We start from the raw sequence: 19,204 nt of genomic DNA, 5'->3' as shown, positions 1-19,204 counted from the left end.
GCTCAGGCGAGCAGCGGGTAGCCGCGCGCCTCCGCCGCCTCGCGCATGGCCACCATGACCGCGTAGTCGGCATCCGCGACCGGTTGCAGGCCGGCGATCCGCAGGGTGTCGCGGGCGGCTTCACTCTCGGGATCTGCCGACGCCGCCAGCAGTGCGTCGGTGACGCGGGCGCGGGTGTCGCCGTCCAGGTTCCTGCGCACCGCATAGGGTAGGGCGGGGGTGGCGGCACTCCAGGCCAGCACCCGCAATCCGGCGACCTCCCGCGGGGCGGCGTCGCCGACCAGCGCGAAGGTGACGCCGTCGATCGCGGCGATGTCGGCCTTGCCCTCGCGCACGGCGGCAAGGCTCAGGCGGTGGGCCCCGCTCCAGGTGACGTCGCTGAAGAACCGGTTGCCGACGGCGATCTCGGCAACCGCGGCGCGCAGGGCGTTGCAGCCGGACTGGCTGTCCGGGCCGTTGGCGGCGACCCGGCGGCCGCGCAGATCCTCCAGGCCCCTCGCCGGATCGTCCGCGCGCACCACGAAGGCGCTGCGGTACAGCCCTCCGCCGCATCCCTCGGCGCGGTAGTCCGGTACGGCGATGGCGCTCAGGTCGTCGGCATGGCCATGGGTCAGCGGATAGCCGCAGGTCTGGGTCAGCAGCAGGGCGGGGTCGCGCCAGTTCACATCCACCGGCCGGCCGCGGGTCAGCTCCTGCGGCACGTCGTCGAGCCCGGCCCGGCGCAGGTGTCCGGCGATCGCCGTCCACCAGGCATTGGTCGCGGCCTGAAGTTCCGGCAGGTCGTACATGGTGAGGGCGGCGATGGCGGTCATGCGGCCAGTCCTTTGTCGATCCGGTCGATCAGCGTGCGCATATAGGCCGGGATCTCATGGGCATGGACCACGGCGTGGCGGATCAGGTCGTCGAAGCGCCGGGTGAGGACCCGGATGTGCTCGGTCGTGGTGAAGACGATATACATGTCTCCGGCGTAGATCGCCGCCCGCTTCGGTCCGAAGATGGTGACCGGAATGGCGTAGTCGCGCACCCCGTCGAACAGGAACCAGCGCACGCTCGGATAGAGCTCGTCGACCAGATCGGCGATATGGATGAGCTGGCGGCGGCGCATGTCCGGCGGCAGGTCGCGCCACACGCCGGTGCCGTCGGCAAAGTCCAGCATCGACTGTATGGAGGTGCATATCTCCACATCGGTTTCCGGCTGACGGACATAGTCGAGCCGGTCGCGGGAGCGGCGCATCGCCTGGTCGGCCATCGAGCCGCCGGTCTCCTGATACTCGTAGGCGATCACCTCGGGGATCTTCACCTGGTCGGGCAGGCTGGTCGGAACGTAGCGGATCTTGTAGCCGGCCGCCTCCGCGTGCCAGCGCAGCAGGTTCTCGTCGGCGACGGTTCGGTTGTGCGGGCTGATCTCCGGCGAGCGTTCCATGATGTCGGCGGTGAACTGTCCCTCCTCGGCGAGGCCGAGCAGCCAGTCCAGCGACACCTGCAGCGTCACCGCCAGGGCGGCGACCGTGTCGGCACGGGGCAGGCGCACACCCTCGTCCGAGAGGATCTGGGACAGGGTCGAGCGGTCGACCCCGATGCGCTTGGCCACCGCCGAGCGCGACAGGCCGGCGCGGTCCATTGCCGCCTCCAGCCGCTCGCGGAACAGGCGGGCGACATCGCGCTTATCGGCCGGTTGAAGAGAGTGTTGCATTTAATAAACATCGTTTCCTAAGTGGCGCTTTGTCAACATTAGTTTCGCATTGGCTCAATTGCGGCAACATCGGGGTTGTCGATAGGGTCGCGCCATGGATCAAGTACATCGCGTTGCCGCCGACGGCACCGGCCACGGGCCTGCTGTCGCTCCTCTTCCTGTTGCCGCTCACCGCCGCCGGGTCCGCCTGCCGGATCGGGTGGAATGGCCGACCGTCTGGGTTGCCTTGTGTGTGTATCTGCCGATGGCCGCCGCGCTTGGCGTGGTGTCGGCGGGTTGGATCCCGTGGTGGACGGCGACGCCGGTTCTGGCCTGGTGCGCGGCCTGGCAGGCGTCGCTGCAGCATGAGGTGATCCACGGCCATCCGACCCCCTGGGCCTGGGTGAACCGGCTGATCGCCGGCCCACCGCTGCTGGGCTTCGTGCCCTTCGACCGGTACCGCGACAGCCATCTCGCCCATCACATCGACGAGCGGCTGACCGATCCGCTGGACGATCCGGAGAGCTGGTACGTCACCGCCGCGCGCTGGCAGCGGGCGGGCCGGGTGGAGCGGGGACTGCGCCTGGCGATGAACAGTCTGGCCGGCCGCGTGGTGCTCGGCCCCCTGTGGGTGGCGGTACTGTCCTTTGTGACCGATGGTCGCGACCTGTTGGCCGGTCGTCGCCTTTTCGCGCTTGCGGGGCATGCAGCACAGCTTGCGGCGATGGTGGCCTGTCTGTCGGTCGTCGGGATCCCGCTCTGGGGTTATGCGCTCCTCGTCGCGTGGCCGGCGACCGGTCTCATGCTGGTCCGCAGCTTCGCAGAGCACCGCCCCGACCCGATTCCGGCCCAGCGGAGCGTCATCGTCGAGGCCGGCGGGGCGTTCGACCTGCTTTTCCTGTCGAACAATCTGCACGCCCTGCATCATGAGCGGCCCGGATTGCCGTGGTATCTGCTGCGCCGTGTTTTCCGCGATGGCCGTGGGGGGATTCTCGCCCGTAATGGCGGCTACAGCTTCGACTCATACGCCAAAATGGCAGGGCGCTATCTTTTTACACCCCGGGATCACCCGATTCACCCCCGGTGCCGGTAACGGAAACTCAACCCTGGAGATTATAGGCCGGGGAGAAGTCGTTGTTTTCGTAGGCAAATGCATGCGACAAAATGGTTAATTTATGTGAAATTCATTTTATTTCGCCATTAACGAGTTATAAACAAATCAATGTAATACAACGTATATCCGTGGAACGCCCCGAACTTGGATGAACGTGGTTTCAAGTTTGTTGTCGCTCCTGCAATCGAGGGATATACGAATGGGTGAACCCGACAGCCTATGTCACCAGGAGTACCGAGCGGGAAGGACGTTCCTCCATTCCGATCAGTTCGCCTCACGCGTGTGGCCGTCGCAAACCCGATAAACGTGTATTGCCTTGTCAGCGAGGTAGTGCGAAACCCATACTGCACTTTTAGTGAGACGGACGGTCGCGCACACCTCCGTCTCGAAGTAAGGAGGTTGAAGTAGCTCCATGGCTAAAGCCAAAGTAGATAAGCGTCGTGATGATCCCAACTATCAGATCACGAACAACAACCCGATCGACGTGCATGTCGGTCGCCGTGTGCGGCTGCGTCGCACGTTGCTGGGGATGAGCCAGGAGCAGCTCGGCGAAGCGCTCAACATCACCTTCCAGCAGGTTCAGAAGTACGAGCGCGGCAGCAACCGGATCAGCTCGTCCCGGCTTTGGGATATCGCCCAGATCCTCGACGTGCCGGTCAGCTTCTTCTTCGACGACATGTCCGACGACACGATGGCGCACTCCCCGCGCCGCATGAAGTCCGGCCAGCCGCGCGACGAGTACGAGGAGAACCCGACGGACCCGATGGCCCGCCGCGAGACCCTGGAGCTGGTGCGCGCCTACTACTCGATCAAGAATCCGAACCTGCGCAAGCGCATCACCGAAATGGTGAAGTCGGTCGCGACCGCGCTGCCGGAAGAGAAGTAAGCCTCTCCATCCCCGGAAATCGTCTACAAAGCGCGCCGCTTGCCGGCGCGCTTTTGGTTTGCGCGCATGGCGTCAGGCCGATCCTGAGGCGGAGATAAGGGGTTGGGCCGGCGTGCCGGCAGGATGTCAGGTCGAGCAGAAGGTCAGGCGGAGACGTCGACGTTCTGGCCGCGGCCGGCATCCACCGGCACCGCCGGGGTGGCGGCGGAATTGGGAACCTGATCGGCGATCTGCTCGGCGACGGCGAGCAGGGACGACAGGCCCTGACCCAGCACGCGCACCTGCTCGTTCGCCGCGCGCACGCCGGACACCGACAGTGTCGCACTCGCTGCTGCTGCGCCCGAAATCGCCATACCGTGTCGCTCCTGAAACCGACGTGATAACTGCCTTACAATACAGCAGGATGAGCCGCATTTGAAGGGCGGATGCCGGAACAGCCGGATCGGGGTGACGGATGACGACGGGCGCGCGGGTGATCTGGGGCGGTGTGGTCGCCCTTCAACTCGGCCATGCCGCCGGAGAGGCGGTCCGGTCCTGGGCCGCCCCGCGCGGGCTTCGGCGCCTGCTGCTGGTGCATGGGCCCGGCGGCCGCCCGGAGGCTCTGATCCCGCACCTGGAAACAGCCGGCCTGGCGGTCTTCGCCTTCGAGCATCCGGGCGGCCCGTCGGTCGCCGCCGTGGCGGAAGCGGTCGCGGCCTATCATTTCGATCAGTGCGACGCGATGGTCGCAATCGGCGGCGGGGCGGCGGTCGACCTGGCGACCCTTGCCGCCTTCATGGCGGGGCAGCGCCATCCGCTGCCGGATCTGGCCGCCGATCCGTCGGCGGTTGATCCCCGCGGCGTCGCCTCCTGTCTTGCCGTCGCGACGGACCCGACCGGGCTGGCGGCGCTCGGCGGCGCGCGCGTTCTGATAGACGACCGGGGCTGTCCGTTTCTCATTCGCGACCCCCTCCTGCGCCCGGGCGCAGCCGTCTGGTGTCCGCTGTCGGGCGGCGACGGTCTCCGCGCCCCGGTGGTGGCGCTGGCGCTCGATGCGGGGGATGCCGAGGCTGCGGAGCGGCTGATTGCCGCCGGGCCCGAGGATGTGCCGGAGATCGCCCTGACGGTGGCCGGACTGCTGGAACGGCGCCTCGGCCCGGCCCGCGCCTTCGCCGCCTTCGCCGAGGTGGCCGGGGAGCTGCCGCCCGGGCCGACCCTCGCGGCCGTCCTGCGGGGTGTCGGCGGCCCTGAGTCGACCCTCTCATTCCTCTCGCGCGCCCTGGACCCGGACGGGACGGGGAGGGCGGGGCTGGACTGCCTTCCCCTGGACGGCCTCGCCCACCTCGATCCGGCCACTCTACCGGTGGACATTTCCGGCGTGCTGGTGATGCTGGGACGAGACATACCGGCGCGCAGACGCCGTGGCGGACGGGGAGGGGCGGCGCGCGGCCGTCGATCTGAATGACGCAAGATATCCGCGATGCCGAGCCCGGCGACTACGAGGCGCTGGTTCTCCTGAACAATGCCGCCGTGCCGGCGGTGAATGCCCTGACGGTCGCCGACTTCGCCGATTTTGCGGCCCAGGCGGACCTGTTCCGGGTGGTCGGGCCTCTGGGCGACCCGCAGGCGGTGCTGATCGCCCTGCGCCCGGGCCGGGTCTATGACAGCCTGAATTACCGCTGGTTCGAGCGCACCTATGACAGCTTCCTGTATGTCGATCGGGTGGTGGTGTCGGAATCCCAGCGGGGCAAGGGACTGGGCGCGGTGCTGTATGAGGATTTCGCCGGGGCCGGCCGTCGGCTCGGCGTGCCGCGGCTGACCTGCGAGGTGAACCTGGACCCGCCCAATCCCGGTTCTGTGCGCTTCCACGAGCGGCTCGGCTTCCGGCCCGTCGGTACCCAGCAAGTCGGCAGCAAACAGGTCCAGCTCATGGCCCGGGAGCTCGCGACGTGAGCGCGCCGGACGCCCCTGAGGAGGTCGTCGCCGCGCTGCGCGGCCTCGGCCTGATCGGCCCCGACGAACGGCCGGTGCTGACCCCGCTGACTGGCGGCGTGGCTTCGGATATCTGGCGGGTGGATGCGGCGCGCGGGCCGTTCTGCGTCAAGCGGGCGCTGGCCAAGCTCAAGGTCGCCGCCGACTGGCGCGCGCCGGTGATTCGCAACGAATACGAGGTCGCCTGGTTCGAGACGGTGGCACAGGCTGTGCCCGAAGCGGTGCCGGAGATCCTCGGCCACGATCCCGAGGCCGGGCTGTTCGCCATGGCCTGGCTCGACCCGTCGGACCACCGGCTGTGGAAGGCGGATCTGGCGGCGGGAGTGGCCGACCCGGCGGTGGCCCATGCGGTCGGCGACCGGCTGGGCCGGATCCATGCCGCGACCGCTGCACGCCCGGAACTGGCCGAGCGCTTTCCGACCGACAGCATCTTCCACGCGATCCGGCTGGAGCCCTATCTGGAGGCCGCCGGCCGCACCCGACCCGAGGTGGCGGCGGAACTGGCCGCGCTGGTCGCCCGTACGGCCGCCACCAAGCGCTGCCTGGTGCATGGCGATGTCAGTCCGAAGAACATCCAGGTCGGCCCGACCGGCCCGCTGTTCCTCGACGCGGAATGCGCCTGGTGGGGCGATCCAGCCTTCGACCTGGCGTTCTGCCTGAACCACCTGCTGCTGAAATGTCTGTGGGTGCCGGGCAAGGCGGCCGGGTACCTGCGCTGCTTCGAGCGAATGAGTGCGGCCTATCTCACCCGGGTCGATTGGGAGGATGCGGCCGTCCTGGAGGCGCGGGTGGCGAGCCTGCTGCCGGGTCTGTTCCTGGCGCGGGTCGACGGCAAGTCGCCGGCGGAATACCTGACGGAAGAGACGGACAAGGCGCTGGTGCGCGAGACGGCGATCGGCTGGCTGAAGACCCCGCCGGCGACGCTTGAGGCACTGCGGACGGATTGGGCGAAACGGGTGAATGCGGAAGGCGCAGGGATATGAGCGATACGATCGACGCGGTGATCGGCCGACGGGTCTGGGACAGCCGGGGGCGCCCGACCGTGGAGGTGGAGATCCGCACGACCTCCGGCGCCATGGGCAGGGCGATCGCCCCGGCGGGAGCCTCCACCGGATCCGGTGAGGCGCTGGACCGGCGCGATGGCGGTTCGGCGTTCGGTGGCCTCGACGTGCGCGGCGCGGTCGCCTCGGTGAATGGCGAGATCGCCAAGGCGCTGAAAGGCCGCCCGGTCGACGATCAGGCCGGAATCGACCGTGGCCTGGTCGAGTTGGACGGCACCGGCGACAAGTCGCGGCTCGGCGGCAACGCGATCATCGCCACCTCCATGGCGCTGGCCCATGCGGCCGCCGCCTCGGCCGGTCTGCCGCTGTGGCGCCATCTGGCGGGGGAGGGGGAGCCCGGCCCGCTGCCGCTGCCGGAGATCCAGATCCTCGGCGGCGGCGCCCATGCCGCGCGTCGGGTCGACGTACAGGACTTCATGGTCATCGCCGTCGGCGCGTCGGACTATCCCACCGCCCTGGACTGGACGGCCGATGTCTACCGGGCGGCGGGCAGGATTCTCGCCGATGCCGGCAAGCTGCAGGGCGTGGCCGACGAGGGCGGGTTCTGGCCGGCCTTCGACAGCAACGAGGAGGCGCTGGACTGCCTGCTGCGCGCCATCGAGGCCTCGGGCCACGCGCCGGGCGACGACGTCGCCATCGCGCTGGACATCGCGGCCTCCGATTTCGGCACCGGCGGTCGCTACACCCTGGCGCGCGACGGCCGCGAGATCGACAGCGACGGGCTGAGCGAGATACTGCTCGGCTGGCTCGCCAAATACCCGGTCGTCTCCATCGAGGACCCGCTGGGGGAGGACGACGAGGAGGCCTTCGCCCGCTTCACCAGGGCGGCACCTGCAGGCGTGCAGGTCGTCGGCGACGACCTGGTGACCACCAACGCCCCGCGCATCGCCCAGTGCGCCGCGCTGGGTGCCGGCAACACCGCGCTGATCAAGCCGAACCAGATCGGCACTCTGAGCGAGACCCACGAGGCCCTGGAAACCGCACGGGCCAAGGGCTGGGGTGCCATCGTCTCCGCCCGGTCCGGTGAGACCGAGGACGTCACCATCGTCCATCTCGGCGTGGGCTGGGGCATTCCTCAGCTCAAGGTCGGGTCTTTCACCCGATCGGAGCGCATGGCGAAATGGAACGAGGGCCTGCGGCTGGCCGAACAGGTGCCGACAGGCACCGCCTTGCCGCCACGCACTGCCTACCCCTGGGGACGCAAGTAAGGACGACGGTTGGCATGAGGGTGGCGGCATGAAGGTTCTGTATCACTACGACGTCGGCCCCTGGCTGCGCGACCGGCTGAACCGGATGGCGCAGGAGGAGGGCCTGAAGGTGGCGATCTGCTCCGAGCGGGACCACGAGGGCTTCCTGGAGCAGATGGCCGATACCGACGTGCTGCTGCACAACCTGGAGCCGGTGAAGGACGAGCACATGGCGGCGGCACCCAAGCTGAAGCTGGTGCAGAAGATCGGCGTCGGGGTTAACACCATCGACCTGGAGTCGGCCAAGGCGCGCGGCATCGCCGTCTGCAACATGCCCGGCACCAACAGCCAGGCGGTGTCGGAGATGACCCTGCTGCTGATCCTGGCCTGCCTGCGCCGCCTGCCGGTGTTCCATACCCGCACCGCGCGCGGCGACGGCTGGGGCTGGCCGCCGGCGATGCAGGACACCCTGGACGAGGTCGCCGGCAAGACGGTCGGCCTGGTCGGCAACGGCTCGGTGCCGCAGCTTCTGACGCCGGTGCTGAAGGCGATGGGCGCGCGGGTGATCTTCACCAAGCGCGGCACGCCGGACCCCGCCATGCCGGAATGGGTCGACAAGCCGACCCTGCTGGCGGAATCCGACATCATCTCGCTGCACATCCCGCTGGTGGACGAGACCCGTCACTGGCTCGACCGCGGCGCCATCTCGCAGATGAAGCCGGGCGCGATCCTGGTGAACACGGCGCGCGGACCCCTGGTCGACGAAGAGGCGCTGGCCGCCGCCCTGTCCACCGGCCGGATCATGGGGGCGGGGCTCGACGTCTTCGCCGAGGAGCCGTCGCCGGCCAACAATCCGCTGTTCAAGCTGGACAATGTGGTGCTGGCGCCGCATGTGGCGTTCTTCACCCTGGGCACGCTCGAGCGCAGCCTTGCGGTGGCGAGCGAGAACATCAACCGCCTGCGCGACGGGCGCGAGCTGCTGCACCGGGTCGCCTGAGCGTCCGGACGCATCTAAGCGAGGAGACCACCGTGAGCGATATCGCGCCGAGCCTCGGCGATCTGCCGACCCCCTGTCTGGTGCTGGACCGCAGCAAGATGGACCGCAACCTGACCCGCATGCTGAAGCGGGCGGAGACCCTGGGTGTGCGCCTTCGTCCGCACTGCAAGACGGCGAAATCGGCCGAGGTTGCACGTCTGGCCCTGGGTGGCGAGGTCGGGCCGATCACCGTCTCCACCATGCGCGAGGCGCAGTATTTCGCCGAGAACGGCTTCTCCGACATCACCCTGGCGGTCGGCATCTCGCCGTCGCGGCTCGGTCAGGCGGCCGATCTGCTGGCACGTGGCGTCGATCTGACGGTGATCACCGACAACGCGGTCATCGCCGGCGAGATCGTCGCCGCCGGCAAGGCGCGGGGCGTGACCTTCGCGGTGATGATCGAGGTCGATGTGGGCGAGCACCGGGCCGGCATCGACGCCCATGCACCCGAGCTGCTGGAGATCGCCGTGATCGTCGCCGAGGGCGGCCAGGAGCTGCGCGGCATCCTCGCCCATGGCGGCCATACCTATGGCTGCCGCACGCCCGAGGCGGTGGCCGAGATCGCCGAGCAGGAGCGGGCCGGCGCGGTTCTGGCCGCCGAGCGCCTGCGTCAGGCGGGGCATGCCTGCCCTGTGGTCAGCGTCGGCTCGACCCCGGGCGCGCTGTTCGCCAGGTCGCTGGACGGCGTCACCGAGATGCGCCCCGGCGTCTACATGTTCATGGACCTGTTCCAGTCCGGCGTCGGCTGCTGCGGGTTGGAGGACATCGCCGTCACGGTGATGGCCAGCATCACCAACCTGCGCCCGGAGCAGGGCACGGCGATCATCGATGCCGGCGCGTTGGCCCTGTCCAAGGACCGCTCCACCCAGGCACTGCCGCGCGACTGCGATTTCGGCCTGCTGACCGACGCCTTCGGCCGGCCGCTGCCGGGGCTGACGGTGGAGGCGGTGCATCAGGAGCACGGGCGGATCGGTGGGGCCGGGGCCGACCCGGCGGTGCTGCCGATCGGCAGCCGCGTTCACGTGCTGCCGAATCATGTCTGCATGACGGCGGCGATGTACGACCGCTACGCGGTGGTCGACGGGCTCGAGCGGGGGCCGAACCAGCCGGTGGTGGCATTCTGGGAGCGGGTGAACGGCTGGTAGCCGCCGGCCGGCCCGCCTACGGCTTGGAGGCGAGCTCGGCGATCTGTTCGTCGGTCAGGATCGCGCCGTCCAGTTCGGCGCCGCGCAGATGTGCCCGGCTCAGACGGGCGCCCTGAAAATTCGCGCCGCGCAGGTTGGCACCGGTCAGCTTCGCCCCGGTCAGGTCGGCATCGACGAAGACCGCGCCGGACAGGTTCGACACCCACATCCGGCCGGTCGGCGTGCCGTCGGCGGATTTCAGCTCGACCTCGGAGAAGTTCGCCCCGGCCGCCCGGGTGCCGGTCAGGTCGGCGCCGGACAGGTTGATCCCGGCCAGTTCGGCGTCGCGCAGGTCGGCGCCGCTCAGGTTGACTCCGCTCAGGTCGGACATCACCAGGCTGGTCCGGCGCATGGTCGAGCCGGCCATCTGCGCCTCGCGCAGGTCGGCGCCGGACAGATTCACGTCCGAGATGTCGATGCCCGACAGATCGGTCTTGGCCAGTTGCGCCCGCGAGCCGCCGCGGCCCTGTTCGCGGATCCACACCGCGTGGTCGCGCAGGATGTCGCGCATGGAGCGGGACAGGCCACGGCCGTCGGAATTCACGAGATTGGCGCCGGCAAGATCGGCCGAGGAGAGATCCACATTCTCCAGAATGGCGCCGTGCAGGTCGGAATTGCGCAGCAGCGTGCGGTGGATCAACGCGCCGGAGAGGTTGGCTCCGGACAGGTTGGCGCCGACGATCTTGGCATCCGACAGGTTCGCGCCGGACAGGTCGGCGCCCGACAGGTTGGCGTTCTCCAGATTGACGCCCGACAGGTTGGCCCCGCACAGCAGCGTCTTCTCGAGCGTCGCCCCGACCATGCTGGAATGCGACAGGTCGGTGCCGGAGAGGTTGGCGCCGTTCAGCTCGGCCTCGTCCAGCTCGGACTGGCCGATATTGGCGCGGATGATGGTCGCCGGCGCCGCCGGATTGCCACTGATCAGCGCACCGCCGCGCAGGTCGGCTTCCTTCAGGTTGGCGCCGGCCAGGTTGGCGCCGCGCATGAAGGCGCCGCGCAGGTCGGCCCGCATCAGCATCGACTTGGCCAGATCTGCACCGTCCAGGTTGGCGCAGAACATGTCGGCATAGGACAGGTCCGCCCCCACCAGGATGGTGCGCGCCATGTAGGCGCCGGACAGCTTCGCCGACTGCAGCATGGCGGCCGTCAGGTTGAATTCGGAGAGGTTGCAGCCGGACAGGTCCGCTCTCTGCCCGCCCGACTTGCGCTGGAGCCACCGTTCGTGGCTCTCGATCATCTTGAGTATCTGCTCCGGGGTCATATGGGAGACCCCATCTGCCAGCCGTCGATGATCACGCGGTAGATCTTCGTCGGCCGCGGATCGGAAGCATAGAAATGCTCGTCTATGCGGACCTTCAGGTTCCGCATCTCGCAGTGTTCCTGCAACTGTTGAAATCCTCTGGTCTCGACGATGTCTGCCAGGCTGCTTCCGAGATCAGCCACCGTGACGTCCTTGAGCGGCTCGCCGTTCTCGTCCGTCAGGTAATAGATCACGAACCCGCCGCCGGTCGGTCCGACCCGGGAATCGGCATATCGCGCAACGTCGTCTTCGACACGGCTCACCAGTTCCAGAAGTTGGTTGCTGACCGTATGAAGAAACGATGCGTTAGGCTCGGCCACTGTGGTCATCATAGTTGAAGGTCAATCCGATCTGGTGTTTGGGCGTCGATGGACCGACCAAGACAAAGCGTTAAAAACTCGACGCGACGTTCAATCTTTCGACCAAACGTCGCGTCGGTGCGGAAACAGTAGCCCGCAACATCTGGGGTCGCCGGCAAAGTCGTGAGCTCTGCCCGCCGTGTTCGCCGTCGATCAACCGTCCGAGGAGGGCGCGGTCGTCGGCGTCTGTGGCGCCATGACCGTCTGGCCGGTCGACTTGCTTGACGCTGATTTCGACGACCAGCCGCAGGCGGAAGCGCCGGTGGCGCCGAGCATGGACAGGCCGAAAGTCACTGCGAGGGCAACGATGAGGGTGCGCATGATGTGCCTCCTATCTGTAGACCCCAAGGATAGTGTGTTAAGCGCCTCACGACAACTGGAACCGGATCAGACGGCAGCCGCTTCGGTGTTCAGCGCTGTTTCCAGCTGCTCCGGATCGACGACCGTGTCGGTCAGGTTCGCGCCGGTCAGGTTCGCCCCCTTCAGCTGCGCGCCGGTGAGGTCGCAGTGGGACAGGTTCGCCCCGCGCAGATCCGCCCCCCGCAGATCCGCGCCGTTGAGCTTGGCGCCCGACAGGTTGGCCGGCCAGAGCCGGCCGGTCGGGCGGCCCTTGCTGTCCTTCAGGTTCACCGGCGAGACGTTCGCCTTATGCAGATTGGCGCCGACCAGGCTGGCATTGGAGAGGTTCACCCCCTCCAGCACCGCCTTGGTCAGGTCCGCGCCCTCCAGGTTGCACTTGGCCAGGTCGGACATCACCAGCAGGGTCTCCGACAGGTTGGCGCCGGACAGGATCGAGGTGTGCAGATCCGCCCCCGACAGGTTCACGCCGGACAGGTCGATATGGCTGAGATCGGTGCCGACCAGCACCGCCCGGTCGCCGAGGCGGCCGTCCTCGCGAATCCACACATAGTGGTTGTTCAGCATGTCGCGGATGTCGGAGGGCAGGGTGTCCTCGCTGCGCACCATGTTCGCGCCGGTCAGGTTCGCGGTGGCCATGTCGCAGCCGTCGATGTTCGCGCCCGACAGGTTGGCGTGCTTGAACACCGTGTTGTTGATCACCGCGCCCTGGAGCTGGACGTCCTGCAGGTTGGCGCCGGTGAAGTCGGTGTCGCTGAGGATGCACCCCTTCATGTCCGCGCCTTCCAGATTGGCGTTGCGCAGATTGACGCCGGACAGGTTGGCGCCGGACAGGGTGGCGCCGGCCAGGTTGGCGTTGGCCATGGCCGAGTTCGACAGGTTGGCGCCACGCTCGTTCTTGGTCGGGCTGTCGCGCTCGCCGTCCTCGTCCTCGGTGCCGAACATCAGCGTGCCGCCGCGGAAGTCGGCGCCGCGCAGGTTGGCCCCGGTCAGGTTCACGTTGCGGATATTGGCGCCGCGCAGATCGGCGTTCTCCAGGTTGCAGCCCTTGGCGTCGACGCCGTCCAGCACCGCGCAGAACAGGTCGGACTCCGACAGGTCCGTGCGTTGCAGGATGGCGCGGGTCAGGTCGCAGCCGGACATCTTGGCGCCGCGCAGCCGCGCCCCCTCCAGCGAGAAGCCGGTCAGGTTCTGCCGGGCCAGATTTGCGCGCACGCCTCCGCGACCCTTGGTCAGCCAGGATTCGTGCTCCTGAAGGATCATGACGAATTGTTGCGGCGTCATCGGGATGCCCCAATCCCTTGCGGTCTCATTGCGCGAATGTCTCCCCCACCGTGCAGGGCAAACGTTAACACATCGTTTGCTCCGTGAAGAAGCATGCTCGGCGGGGAAGCTCTTGCGGTCCGTTCCGTCCGCCTATTCGGCCGGAGCGCCCTTGGGATCCGGGCCGCCGGAGGCCCCCGTGACCGTCGCCGGCACGTCCGGCGCCGGGCTCTTCGCCTCCCGGCCCTCGATCGCCGCCATGAACAGCGACAGCATCGGCGGGATCAGCCCCAGGGTCAGCACGGCCGACAGGGCGAGGCCCCCGACCACCACCGAGCCGAGGCCGCGGTACAGCTCCGACCCCGCGCCCGGGAACACCACAAGCGGCAGCATGCCGAGCACGCTGGTCAGGGTGGACATGAAGATCGGCCGGATACGGTTGCTGGTCGCCTCCAGGATCGCCGCTCCCGGCGCCATGCCCTCGTCGCGCAGGTGGTGCAGGGTCTGGTGCACCAGCAGGATCGCGTTGTTCACCACGATGCCGATCAGGATCACGAAGCCGAGCAGGGTGAGCATGTCGAGCTTCTGCGGGGTGAAGGCGTTCAGCACCCCGAGCCCGAGCATGCCGCCGGCGGTCGCCAGCGGCACCGAGAACACGATGATGATCGGGTACAGGAAGCTCTCGAACAGGATCGCCATGACCAGGTAGACGATGGCCAGCGCCATCACCAGGTCGATCTGCATCTCCGCCCAGGTCTCCTGCAGCTTGCTGGCGGTGCCGGACAGCCGCATGGTCACGCCGGCGGGCACGCCCTCGGCGACCACCTTGGCGATCACCTGGTCGCGCAGGATGTCCATGCTCTCCTCCAGCGCGATGGAGGCCGGCGGCTGCACCACCAGGGTGATGGTGCGCAGGCGTTCGCGGTGGCGGATCTCGGTCGGGCCGGTTGTGACCGCCACTTTGGCCAGGGAACTGGCGGGCAGGATCATGCCCTGTTCGGTGACCACGGGCAGGGCCTCGATCCCCTGGGTCTGGGTGACGTTCTTGACCGGGCCGCGCAGGGTCAGGTCGACCCGCTCGCCGTCGACGGTGATCTCCGCCACCCGCAGCCCGTCGTTGAAGGCATCGACGGTCTGGCCGAGTTCCAGGGCGGAGATGCCGTTATCGGCCAGTTTCATGCGGTCGGGCAGCAGCCGCACCTCCGGCGCGCCGAGGGTCAGGCTGGGCAGCGGGCGGATCTGCGTGCCCTCGCTGCGTGGCAGGACGTCGTTGATCGCCCGGTCGATCCGCTGGGCCACCTCGACGATCTCGTTCATGTCGCCGCCGGAGATATCCAGATCGACTGCCCCCGAGCCGCCGACACCGCGGCCGAACAGCGAGGTCTGGAAGAAGAAGGAGCGGGTGCCGGGCACCGAGCGCACCGGGGCACTGAGCACCGGGATCAGCTCCGCCACCCGGCTGTCGTCGGCCGCGGCGGCACCGATGATGGTGTTGGCGCGGAAGGCGACGAAGAAGAAGCGCGACAGGGTCGGCGTGCCGTCCTCGGTCTGCAGCCGCTCCGCATTCTCGTCCCAGATCGGCCGGGTGGCGTTCTCCAACTGGCCGGCGATGGCGGTCTGGGTATCCAGGTTGTAGCCCGGCGGCGGCGACAGGCGGCCGATCACCAGGTTGCGGTTGCCGTTCGGCAGGTAGTCGAGCTTCGGCAGGAAGATATAGGTCGAGATCGAACAGACGGCCGTCAGGGCGAGAATCATGGCGGCGGCGAAGCTGCGCGAGCGCACCGCGCTGCGGGTGATGCCCATCACGCCGCGATGGAAGGCCCGGGCGAAGTGGTCGATGCCCGGCACCCGCCGGCTCTGCGCCTTCTCCACCCCGGGGCCGAGCAGGCGGCTGGCCAGGGCCGGGACCACGGTGACCGAGACCAGCAGCGACAGCAGGACCGAGACCGAGATGGCGACGGCGATGTCGCGGAACAGCTGTCCGACTTCCAACTGCATGACCAGGATCGGGATGAACACCATCACCGTGGTCAGGGCCGAGACCAGCACCGCGCCCCAGACCTGGGAGGCGCCGAGATAGGCGGCGTCCTTGGCGCTGCGGCCGTTCTGGCGCAGCCGGAAGATGTTCTCCAGCACGACGATAGCGGCATCCACCACCATGCCCACGGCGAAGGCGAGGCCGGCCAGCGAGATCACGTTGATCGACCGCCCCAGCGCGGCCATGGCGACGAAGGACCCGACCACGGAGACCGGAATGGCCAGCGACACCACCAGCGTCGCCGATCCCGAGCGCAGGAAGGTCATCAGCACCACCGCCGCCAGCACGCCGCCGACCCAGATGTTCTGCTGCACCAGACTGATGGCCGAGGTGATGTAGGTGGTCTCGTCATAGACCTTGTTGATGTAGAGCCCCTCGGCCGGCAGGTCGTAGGCCGACAGCTCCGCCAGGGCGGCGTCGACGCCGGCCATGGTCTCGATCACGTTGGCGCCGGTCTCGCGGCGAATGGGCATGGCCATGCCGGGCTCGCCGAAATAGCGGATCCGGGCGACCGGTTCCTTGTAGTCGAAGACGACGGCGCCGATATCGGCCACGGTCAGCCGGGCGACCCGGCCGGTCACCGGATCGACGGTGGAGCGCAGCACCACGTCGCGCACCGACTGGACGCTCTCGAAATCGCCTTCGGTGCGCACGGTGTAGCGGCGCTTGCCTTCCTCCACCGCGCCGGCGGAGATGGACGCGTTGGCGGCGCGCAGACCCTGGACCACCTGGCCGATGGTGATGCGGTTATGGGCGAGGCGCTCCGGGTCGACGATGAGCTGCATCTCGCGCTCGGCGCCGCCATAGACGTCGACGCGGCTGACGCCGGGCACCCGCTCGATGCGGGTCTTGATCACGTCCTCGGCGAAGTCGCCGAAGGTGTGGATCGGCCGGTCGTTGCCCGCCACCCGGCGCAGGGTCAGCCAGGCGATGGCGTTGTCCTCGGCCCCGGCGGTGCTGAGCGTCGGCTGGTCGACCTCGGCGGGATAGTCGCCGACCCGGTCCAGCCGGTTGGCGACCAGCAGCAGGGCACGATCCATGTCGGTGGCGACCTGGAACTCCAGCTCGATGCGGCCCCGGCCGGTCTCGGCCGTGCCGATCATCTCCTCCAGCCCTTCCAGGCCGCGCAGCTCGTCCTCCTGGCGGTTGACGATCTCGCGCTCGACCTCGGCCGGGGCGGCGCCGAACCACTCGGTCTCCACCGTGATCACCGGCCGGTTCACGTCGGGGGCGAGCTGGATCGGAATGTTGATCAGGGCGACGATGCCGAACATCACCACCATCAGCACGGCGGAGATGATGGCGATCGGCCGTTCGATCGAGGCGCGGATGATGTTCACGGCGCTGTCCCCCCGCTCTCGCCTCAGCCCTGACCCTGGCCCACGGACACCGCCTGGCCGGGGCGCAGCACCTCGTTGCCGCGGACCACGGCGAGGTCGCCGTCCTCCAGCCCGTCCAGCACCTCGAAGCGGTTGCCGACGCTCTCGCCGAGACGGATCGAGCGGGGTACCGCCTTGCCGTCCTGGACGATGAAGACGATGTTCTCGCCGCGCTGCACGGTGACCGCGTCCTTGTCGACGGTCAGCACCTGCCGGCTCTGGTCCAGCGGGACTTCCAGGGTGATGGCCTGGTTCGCCGCGTTGCCGACCTGGGAGGAATCCTGCGGGGTGAAGCGGACGGCCCGGGTCCGGGTGCGGGTGTTCTCCTCCGGCACGACGGCGCGGACCACGGCGAACAGGCGGGTGCCGTCCTGCAACTCGCCTTCGACCACCGTGCCCGGTTTCAGGCCGCCGGTGCGGTTGGCCGGCACGTCGGCCTCGATCTCCAACTCCACGTGGTTGAGCATGGTGACCACCGGGTCGCCGAGACGGACATAGGAGCCGGCGGAGACGTGCTTGACCGTGACCACCCCGTCATACGGCGCGGTGATCGCGGCGTCCTGCAGGGCGATCTCGGCCAGGTCGAGCTGCGCGCGGGCGACGGCGGCATCGGCCTCGGCGGCGCGCAGGGCGGCCCGATGGGCCTCCACGTCGCGTTCGGCATCCTCCACCCGGTCGGGGCGGTGCGCACTGGAGGAGCGCAGCTTGTTCAGCCGGTCCAGGGTCTGCTGCGCCTTGGCCAGATTGGCGCGTTCGGCGGTGATGTCGGACTCCGCCGCCTTGGCCTGGGCCTCCGTGCGCAGGCGTTCCGCCGCCAGCCGGTCGCTCGACAGCCGGGCGATCACGTCGCCGCGCTTCACCTGGTCGCCAACCTGCACCGCCACCTCGTCGACCCGCTCGGCCACCCGGGCGGCGAGCACGCCGGACTGCCGGGCGACGAAGCGGCCGAGCACGTTGACCGTGGCGATCAGCGGCTGCCGGGTGACGGGATCGACGGTGACCGACGCCTCGCGTCCCTGGGCCAGGGCGGCCGAGGTCGGCAGAAGCACCGCGCAGAGGGCCCAAAGCCCGAGGAACAGGGCGGCGGAACGGGCAGGAACGGGCATCGTATGCAAGTCCTCACGGTCACTGGACGGTCATAAGGTAGCGCTCGTCACGGGCTTGCAAGTCTACAGGGTGAGATATACCAGAGTCCGCAACTATTAACCGGCTGACGGCCAGCGATCCGCGCGCGCCGCGCCGTCCCGGCCGCCGCCCGAAAGGCGGGCTTTTGCGAATGACATCGCATCCGACCGTGATCGAGACGGAGCGGCTGGTTCTGCGGCCGCATCGGTTGGTCCGGTCGATGGGGTACGCGGAAATCGCTACCGTCAGCTATGCCGGAGACCCCGTGCTGCTGCTGGTACGCGAGCGGGGGGCTTGCTAGGCTCGGCCCATGACAACGCTTCTCTATACCCACGACGCCTGCGTTCATCACGAGCCGGGCAAGATGCACCCGGAGCACCCGGCCCGCCTGAAGGCGATCTGGAAGGCGCTTGAGGCGCCGAACTTCGACAAGCTGGACCGGCGCGAGCCGCCGATGGCCTCGGTCGAGCAGATCGCCCGGGTCCATCCCGAGCGTTATGTGGCCGCGATTCTGGAGGCGGTCCCCAAGACCGGCATGGCGGCGATCGACGGCGACACCTTCCTGTCGCCGGGATCCGGCGAGGCCGCGCTGCGCGGGGCCGGGGCGGCGGTGGCGGCGACCGACGCGGTGCTGGGCGGCGAGGCGAAGAACGCCTTCTGCGCGACAAGGCCGCCCGGCCACCATGCCGAGCCGGACCGGGCCATGGGCTTCTGCTTCTTCAACAATGTCGCCATCGCCGCCCGCCATGCGCAGGCGGTGCACGGGCTGAAGCGGGTGGCGGTGATGGATTTCGACGTCCACCACGGCAACGGCACCCAGGCGGCGTTCTGGGACACGCCGAGCCTGCTCTACGCCTCGACCCACCAGATGCCGCTGTATCCGGGCACCGGTGCGGCGACCGAGCGGGGCCAGGGCAATATCGTCAACGCGCCGTTGGCGCCGATGTCCGGCGGCCCGGAGTTCCGGCAGACCATGAGCGACCGCATCCTGCCGGCGCTGGAAGCCTTCATGCCGGAGCTGCTGATCATCTCCGCCGGTTTCGACGCCCACCGCGACGACCCGCTGGCCTCGCTGATGCTGGAGACCGAGGATTTCGTCTGGGCGACCAAGGAGCTGATGCGGGTCGCCAAGAAGGTCTGCGGCGGCAAGGTGGTCTCGTGCCTAGAGGGCGGCTACGACCTGCAGGCGCTCTCCGTGTCGGCGGCGGCCCATGTGAAGCAGCTCATGAAGGGCTGACCGGCCGCCTCGGGCGGTATGCGAAGTCCAGGGCG

At 68.6% G+C, this 19,204-nt stretch carries 18 protein-coding genes; 9 read left to right on the top strand and 9 right to left on the bottom strand.

Annotation, left to right across the window (positions count from 1 at the left end; genetic code table 11):
- Nucleotides 1–2 precede the first annotated feature (2 nt).
- Together G578_RS0100560 and G578_RS0100555 are read right to left on the bottom strand one after the other, a co-directional pair.
- Nucleotides 3–812, bottom strand: a complete 810-nt coding sequence (locus G578_RS0100560) for a phosphate/phosphite/phosphonate ABC transporter substrate-binding protein (protein ID WP_028792597.1) — start codon at nucleotides 810–812, stop codon at nucleotides 3–5.
- Nucleotides 809–1,693 carry a helix-turn-helix domain-containing protein gene (locus tag G578_RS0100555; RefSeq protein ID WP_028792596.1) on the bottom strand — a complete coding sequence of 295 codons (885 nt, stop codon included), beginning with the start codon at nucleotides 1,691–1,693 and terminating at the stop codon, nucleotides 809–811. Before G578_RS0100555 ends, G578_RS0100560 begins: the two co-directional genes overlap by 4 nt.
- Nucleotides 1,694–1,787: 94 nt before the next feature.
- Here G578_RS0100555 and G578_RS0100550 point away from each other — a divergent pair, with 94 nt between their 5' ends.
- Both G578_RS0100550 and G578_RS0100545 read left to right on the top strand, forming a co-directional pair.
- A complete protein-coding gene (locus G578_RS0100550) occupies nucleotides 1,788–2,765 on the top strand; it encodes a fatty acid desaturase (protein WP_084618584.1) in 978 nt (325 codons plus the stop codon).
- A 433-nt stretch (nucleotides 2,766–3,198) separates the two neighbouring features.
- Nucleotides 3,199–3,672 carry a helix-turn-helix domain-containing protein gene (locus G578_RS0100545; RefSeq protein ID WP_028792594.1) on the top strand — a complete coding sequence of 158 codons (474 nt, stop codon included), beginning with the start codon at nucleotides 3,199–3,201 and terminating at the stop codon, nucleotides 3,670–3,672.
- Nucleotides 3,673–3,815: 143 nt separating this feature from the next.
- Here the strand turns inward: G578_RS0100545 and G578_RS29305 are convergent, their stop codons facing one another.
- A complete protein-coding gene (locus G578_RS29305; RefSeq protein WP_139189424.1) occupies nucleotides 3,816–4,025 on the bottom strand; it encodes a hypothetical protein in 210 nt (69 codons plus the stop codon).
- A 101-nt stretch (nucleotides 4,026–4,126) separates the two neighbouring features.
- On the opposite strand from G578_RS29305, the gene G578_RS0100535 reads away from it, so the two are divergent.
- From G578_RS0100535 to G578_RS0100510, 6 genes are read left to right on the top strand one after another with little or no spacing between them, the layout of a single operon-like run.
- Nucleotides 4,127–5,116, top strand: a complete 990-nt coding sequence (locus G578_RS0100535; RefSeq protein WP_028792593.1) for an iron-containing alcohol dehydrogenase — start codon at nucleotides 4,127–4,129, stop codon at nucleotides 5,114–5,116.
- Entirely contained in the window at nucleotides 5,113–5,604 is a 492-nt protein-coding gene (locus tag G578_RS0100530) for a GNAT family N-acetyltransferase (protein ID WP_028792592.1), read from the top strand. The genes G578_RS0100535 and G578_RS0100530 overlap by 4 nt, the downstream gene beginning before the upstream one ends.
- Nucleotides 5,601–6,626, top strand: a complete 1,026-nt coding sequence (locus G578_RS0100525; protein ID WP_028792591.1) for a phosphotransferase family protein — start codon at nucleotides 5,601–5,603, stop codon at nucleotides 6,624–6,626. Before G578_RS0100530 ends, G578_RS0100525 begins: the two co-directional genes overlap by 4 nt.
- Nucleotides 6,623–7,912, top strand: a complete 1,290-nt coding sequence (eno, locus tag G578_RS0100520; protein ID WP_028792590.1) for a phosphopyruvate hydratase — start codon at nucleotides 6,623–6,625, stop codon at nucleotides 7,910–7,912. Before G578_RS0100525 ends, eno begins: the two co-directional genes overlap by 4 nt.
- A gap of 28 nt (nucleotides 7,913–7,940) precedes the next feature.
- Complete coding sequence (locus G578_RS0100515) at nucleotides 7,941–8,888, top strand: 2-hydroxyacid dehydrogenase (protein WP_028792589.1); 948 nt, start codon at nucleotides 7,941–7,943, stop codon at nucleotides 8,886–8,888.
- A gap of 32 nt (nucleotides 8,889–8,920) precedes the next feature.
- Nucleotides 8,921–10,072 (top strand): alanine racemase, encoded by a 1,152-nt coding sequence (locus tag G578_RS0100510; RefSeq protein ID WP_028792588.1) that lies wholly within the window; start codon nucleotides 8,921–8,923, stop codon nucleotides 10,070–10,072.
- A 16-nt stretch (nucleotides 10,073–10,088) separates the two neighbouring features.
- Here G578_RS0100510 and G578_RS0100505 read toward each other — a convergent pair whose 3' ends face one another.
- The 6 genes from G578_RS0100505 to G578_RS23975 form a co-directional block, all read right to left on the bottom strand.
- Entirely contained in the window at nucleotides 10,089–11,372 is a 1,284-nt protein-coding gene (locus G578_RS0100505) for a pentapeptide repeat-containing protein (RefSeq protein ID WP_028792587.1), read from the bottom strand.
- Entirely contained in the window at nucleotides 11,369–11,731 is a 363-nt protein-coding gene (locus G578_RS0100500) for a hypothetical protein (protein WP_028792586.1), read from the bottom strand. The genes G578_RS0100505 and G578_RS0100500 overlap by 4 nt, the downstream gene beginning before the upstream one ends.
- Nucleotides 11,732–11,923: 192 nt before the next feature.
- Entirely contained in the window at nucleotides 11,924–12,091 is a 168-nt protein-coding gene (locus G578_RS29300) for a hypothetical protein (protein WP_156907153.1), read from the bottom strand.
- Nucleotides 12,092–12,157: 66 nt separating this feature from the next.
- Entirely contained in the window at nucleotides 12,158–13,411 is a 1,254-nt protein-coding gene (locus tag G578_RS0100490) for a pentapeptide repeat-containing protein (RefSeq protein WP_038012983.1), read from the bottom strand.
- A gap of 132 nt (nucleotides 13,412–13,543) precedes the next feature.
- Nucleotides 13,544–16,768, bottom strand: a complete 3,225-nt coding sequence (locus tag G578_RS23980; RefSeq protein WP_051243419.1) for an efflux RND transporter permease subunit — start codon at nucleotides 16,766–16,768, stop codon at nucleotides 13,544–13,546.
- 23 nt (nucleotides 16,769–16,791) lie between these two features.
- Nucleotides 16,792–17,913 (bottom strand): efflux RND transporter periplasmic adaptor subunit, encoded by a 1,122-nt coding sequence (locus tag G578_RS23975; protein ID WP_038012982.1) that lies wholly within the window; start codon nucleotides 17,911–17,913, stop codon nucleotides 16,792–16,794.
- A 329-nt stretch (nucleotides 17,914–18,242) separates the two neighbouring features.
- On the opposite strand from G578_RS23975, the gene G578_RS0100475 reads away from it, so the two are divergent.
- On the top strand, nucleotides 18,243–19,169 hold the full coding sequence (locus G578_RS0100475) for a histone deacetylase family protein (protein WP_028792584.1): 927 nt from the start codon (nucleotides 18,243–18,245) through the stop codon (nucleotides 19,167–19,169).
- Nucleotides 19,170–19,204 lie beyond the last annotated feature (35 nt).

This window comes from Thalassobaculum salexigens DSM 19539 (assembly GCF_000423805.1).
GTDB lineage: Bacteria > Pseudomonadota > Alphaproteobacteria > Thalassobaculales > Thalassobaculaceae > Thalassobaculum > Thalassobaculum litoreum.
Note: the sequence above shows the minus strand (reverse complement) of the source record. Positions and strands in the feature narration are given on the sequence as shown.

Coding starts and splice junctions, on each gene's coding strand:
- G578_RS0100475 (WP_028792584.1), top strand. CDS start 18,243: ATGACAACGCTTCTCTATACCCACGACGCCTGCGTTCATCACGAGCCG.
- G578_RS0100560 (WP_028792597.1), bottom strand. CDS start 812: ATGACCGCCATCGCCGCCCTCACCATGTACGACCTGCCGGAACTTCAG.
- G578_RS0100545 (WP_028792594.1), top strand. CDS start 3,199: ATGGCTAAAGCCAAAGTAGATAAGCGTCGTGATGATCCCAACTATCAG.
- G578_RS0100535 (WP_028792593.1), top strand. CDS start 4,127: ATGACGACGGGCGCGCGGGTGATCTGGGGCGGTGTGGTCGCCCTTCAA.
- G578_RS0100555 (WP_028792596.1), bottom strand. CDS start 1,693: ATGCAACACTCTCTTCAACCGGCCGATAAGCGCGATGTCGCCCGCCTG.
- G578_RS29305 (WP_139189424.1), bottom strand. CDS start 4,025: ATGGCGATTTCGGGCGCAGCAGCAGCGAGTGCGACACTGTCGGTGTCC.
- G578_RS0100530 (WP_028792592.1), top strand. CDS start 5,113: ATGACGCAAGATATCCGCGATGCCGAGCCCGGCGACTACGAGGCGCTG.
- eno (WP_028792590.1), top strand. CDS start 6,623: ATGAGCGATACGATCGACGCGGTGATCGGCCGACGGGTCTGGGACAGC.
- G578_RS0100550 (WP_084618584.1), top strand. CDS start 1,788: ATGGATCAAGTACATCGCGTTGCCGCCGACGGCACCGGCCACGGGCCT.
- G578_RS23975 (WP_038012982.1), bottom strand. CDS start 17,913: ATGCCCGTTCCTGCCCGTTCCGCCGCCCTGTTCCTCGGGCTTTGGGCC.
- G578_RS29300 (WP_156907153.1), bottom strand. CDS start 12,091: ATGCGCACCCTCATCGTTGCCCTCGCAGTGACTTTCGGCCTGTCCATG.
- G578_RS0100505 (WP_028792587.1), bottom strand. CDS start 11,372: ATGACCCCGGAGCAGATACTCAAGATGATCGAGAGCCACGAACGGTGG.
- G578_RS0100490 (WP_038012983.1), bottom strand. CDS start 13,411: ATGACGCCGCAACAATTCGTCATGATCCTTCAGGAGCACGAATCCTGG.
- G578_RS0100515 (WP_028792589.1), top strand. CDS start 7,941: ATGAAGGTTCTGTATCACTACGACGTCGGCCCCTGGCTGCGCGACCGG.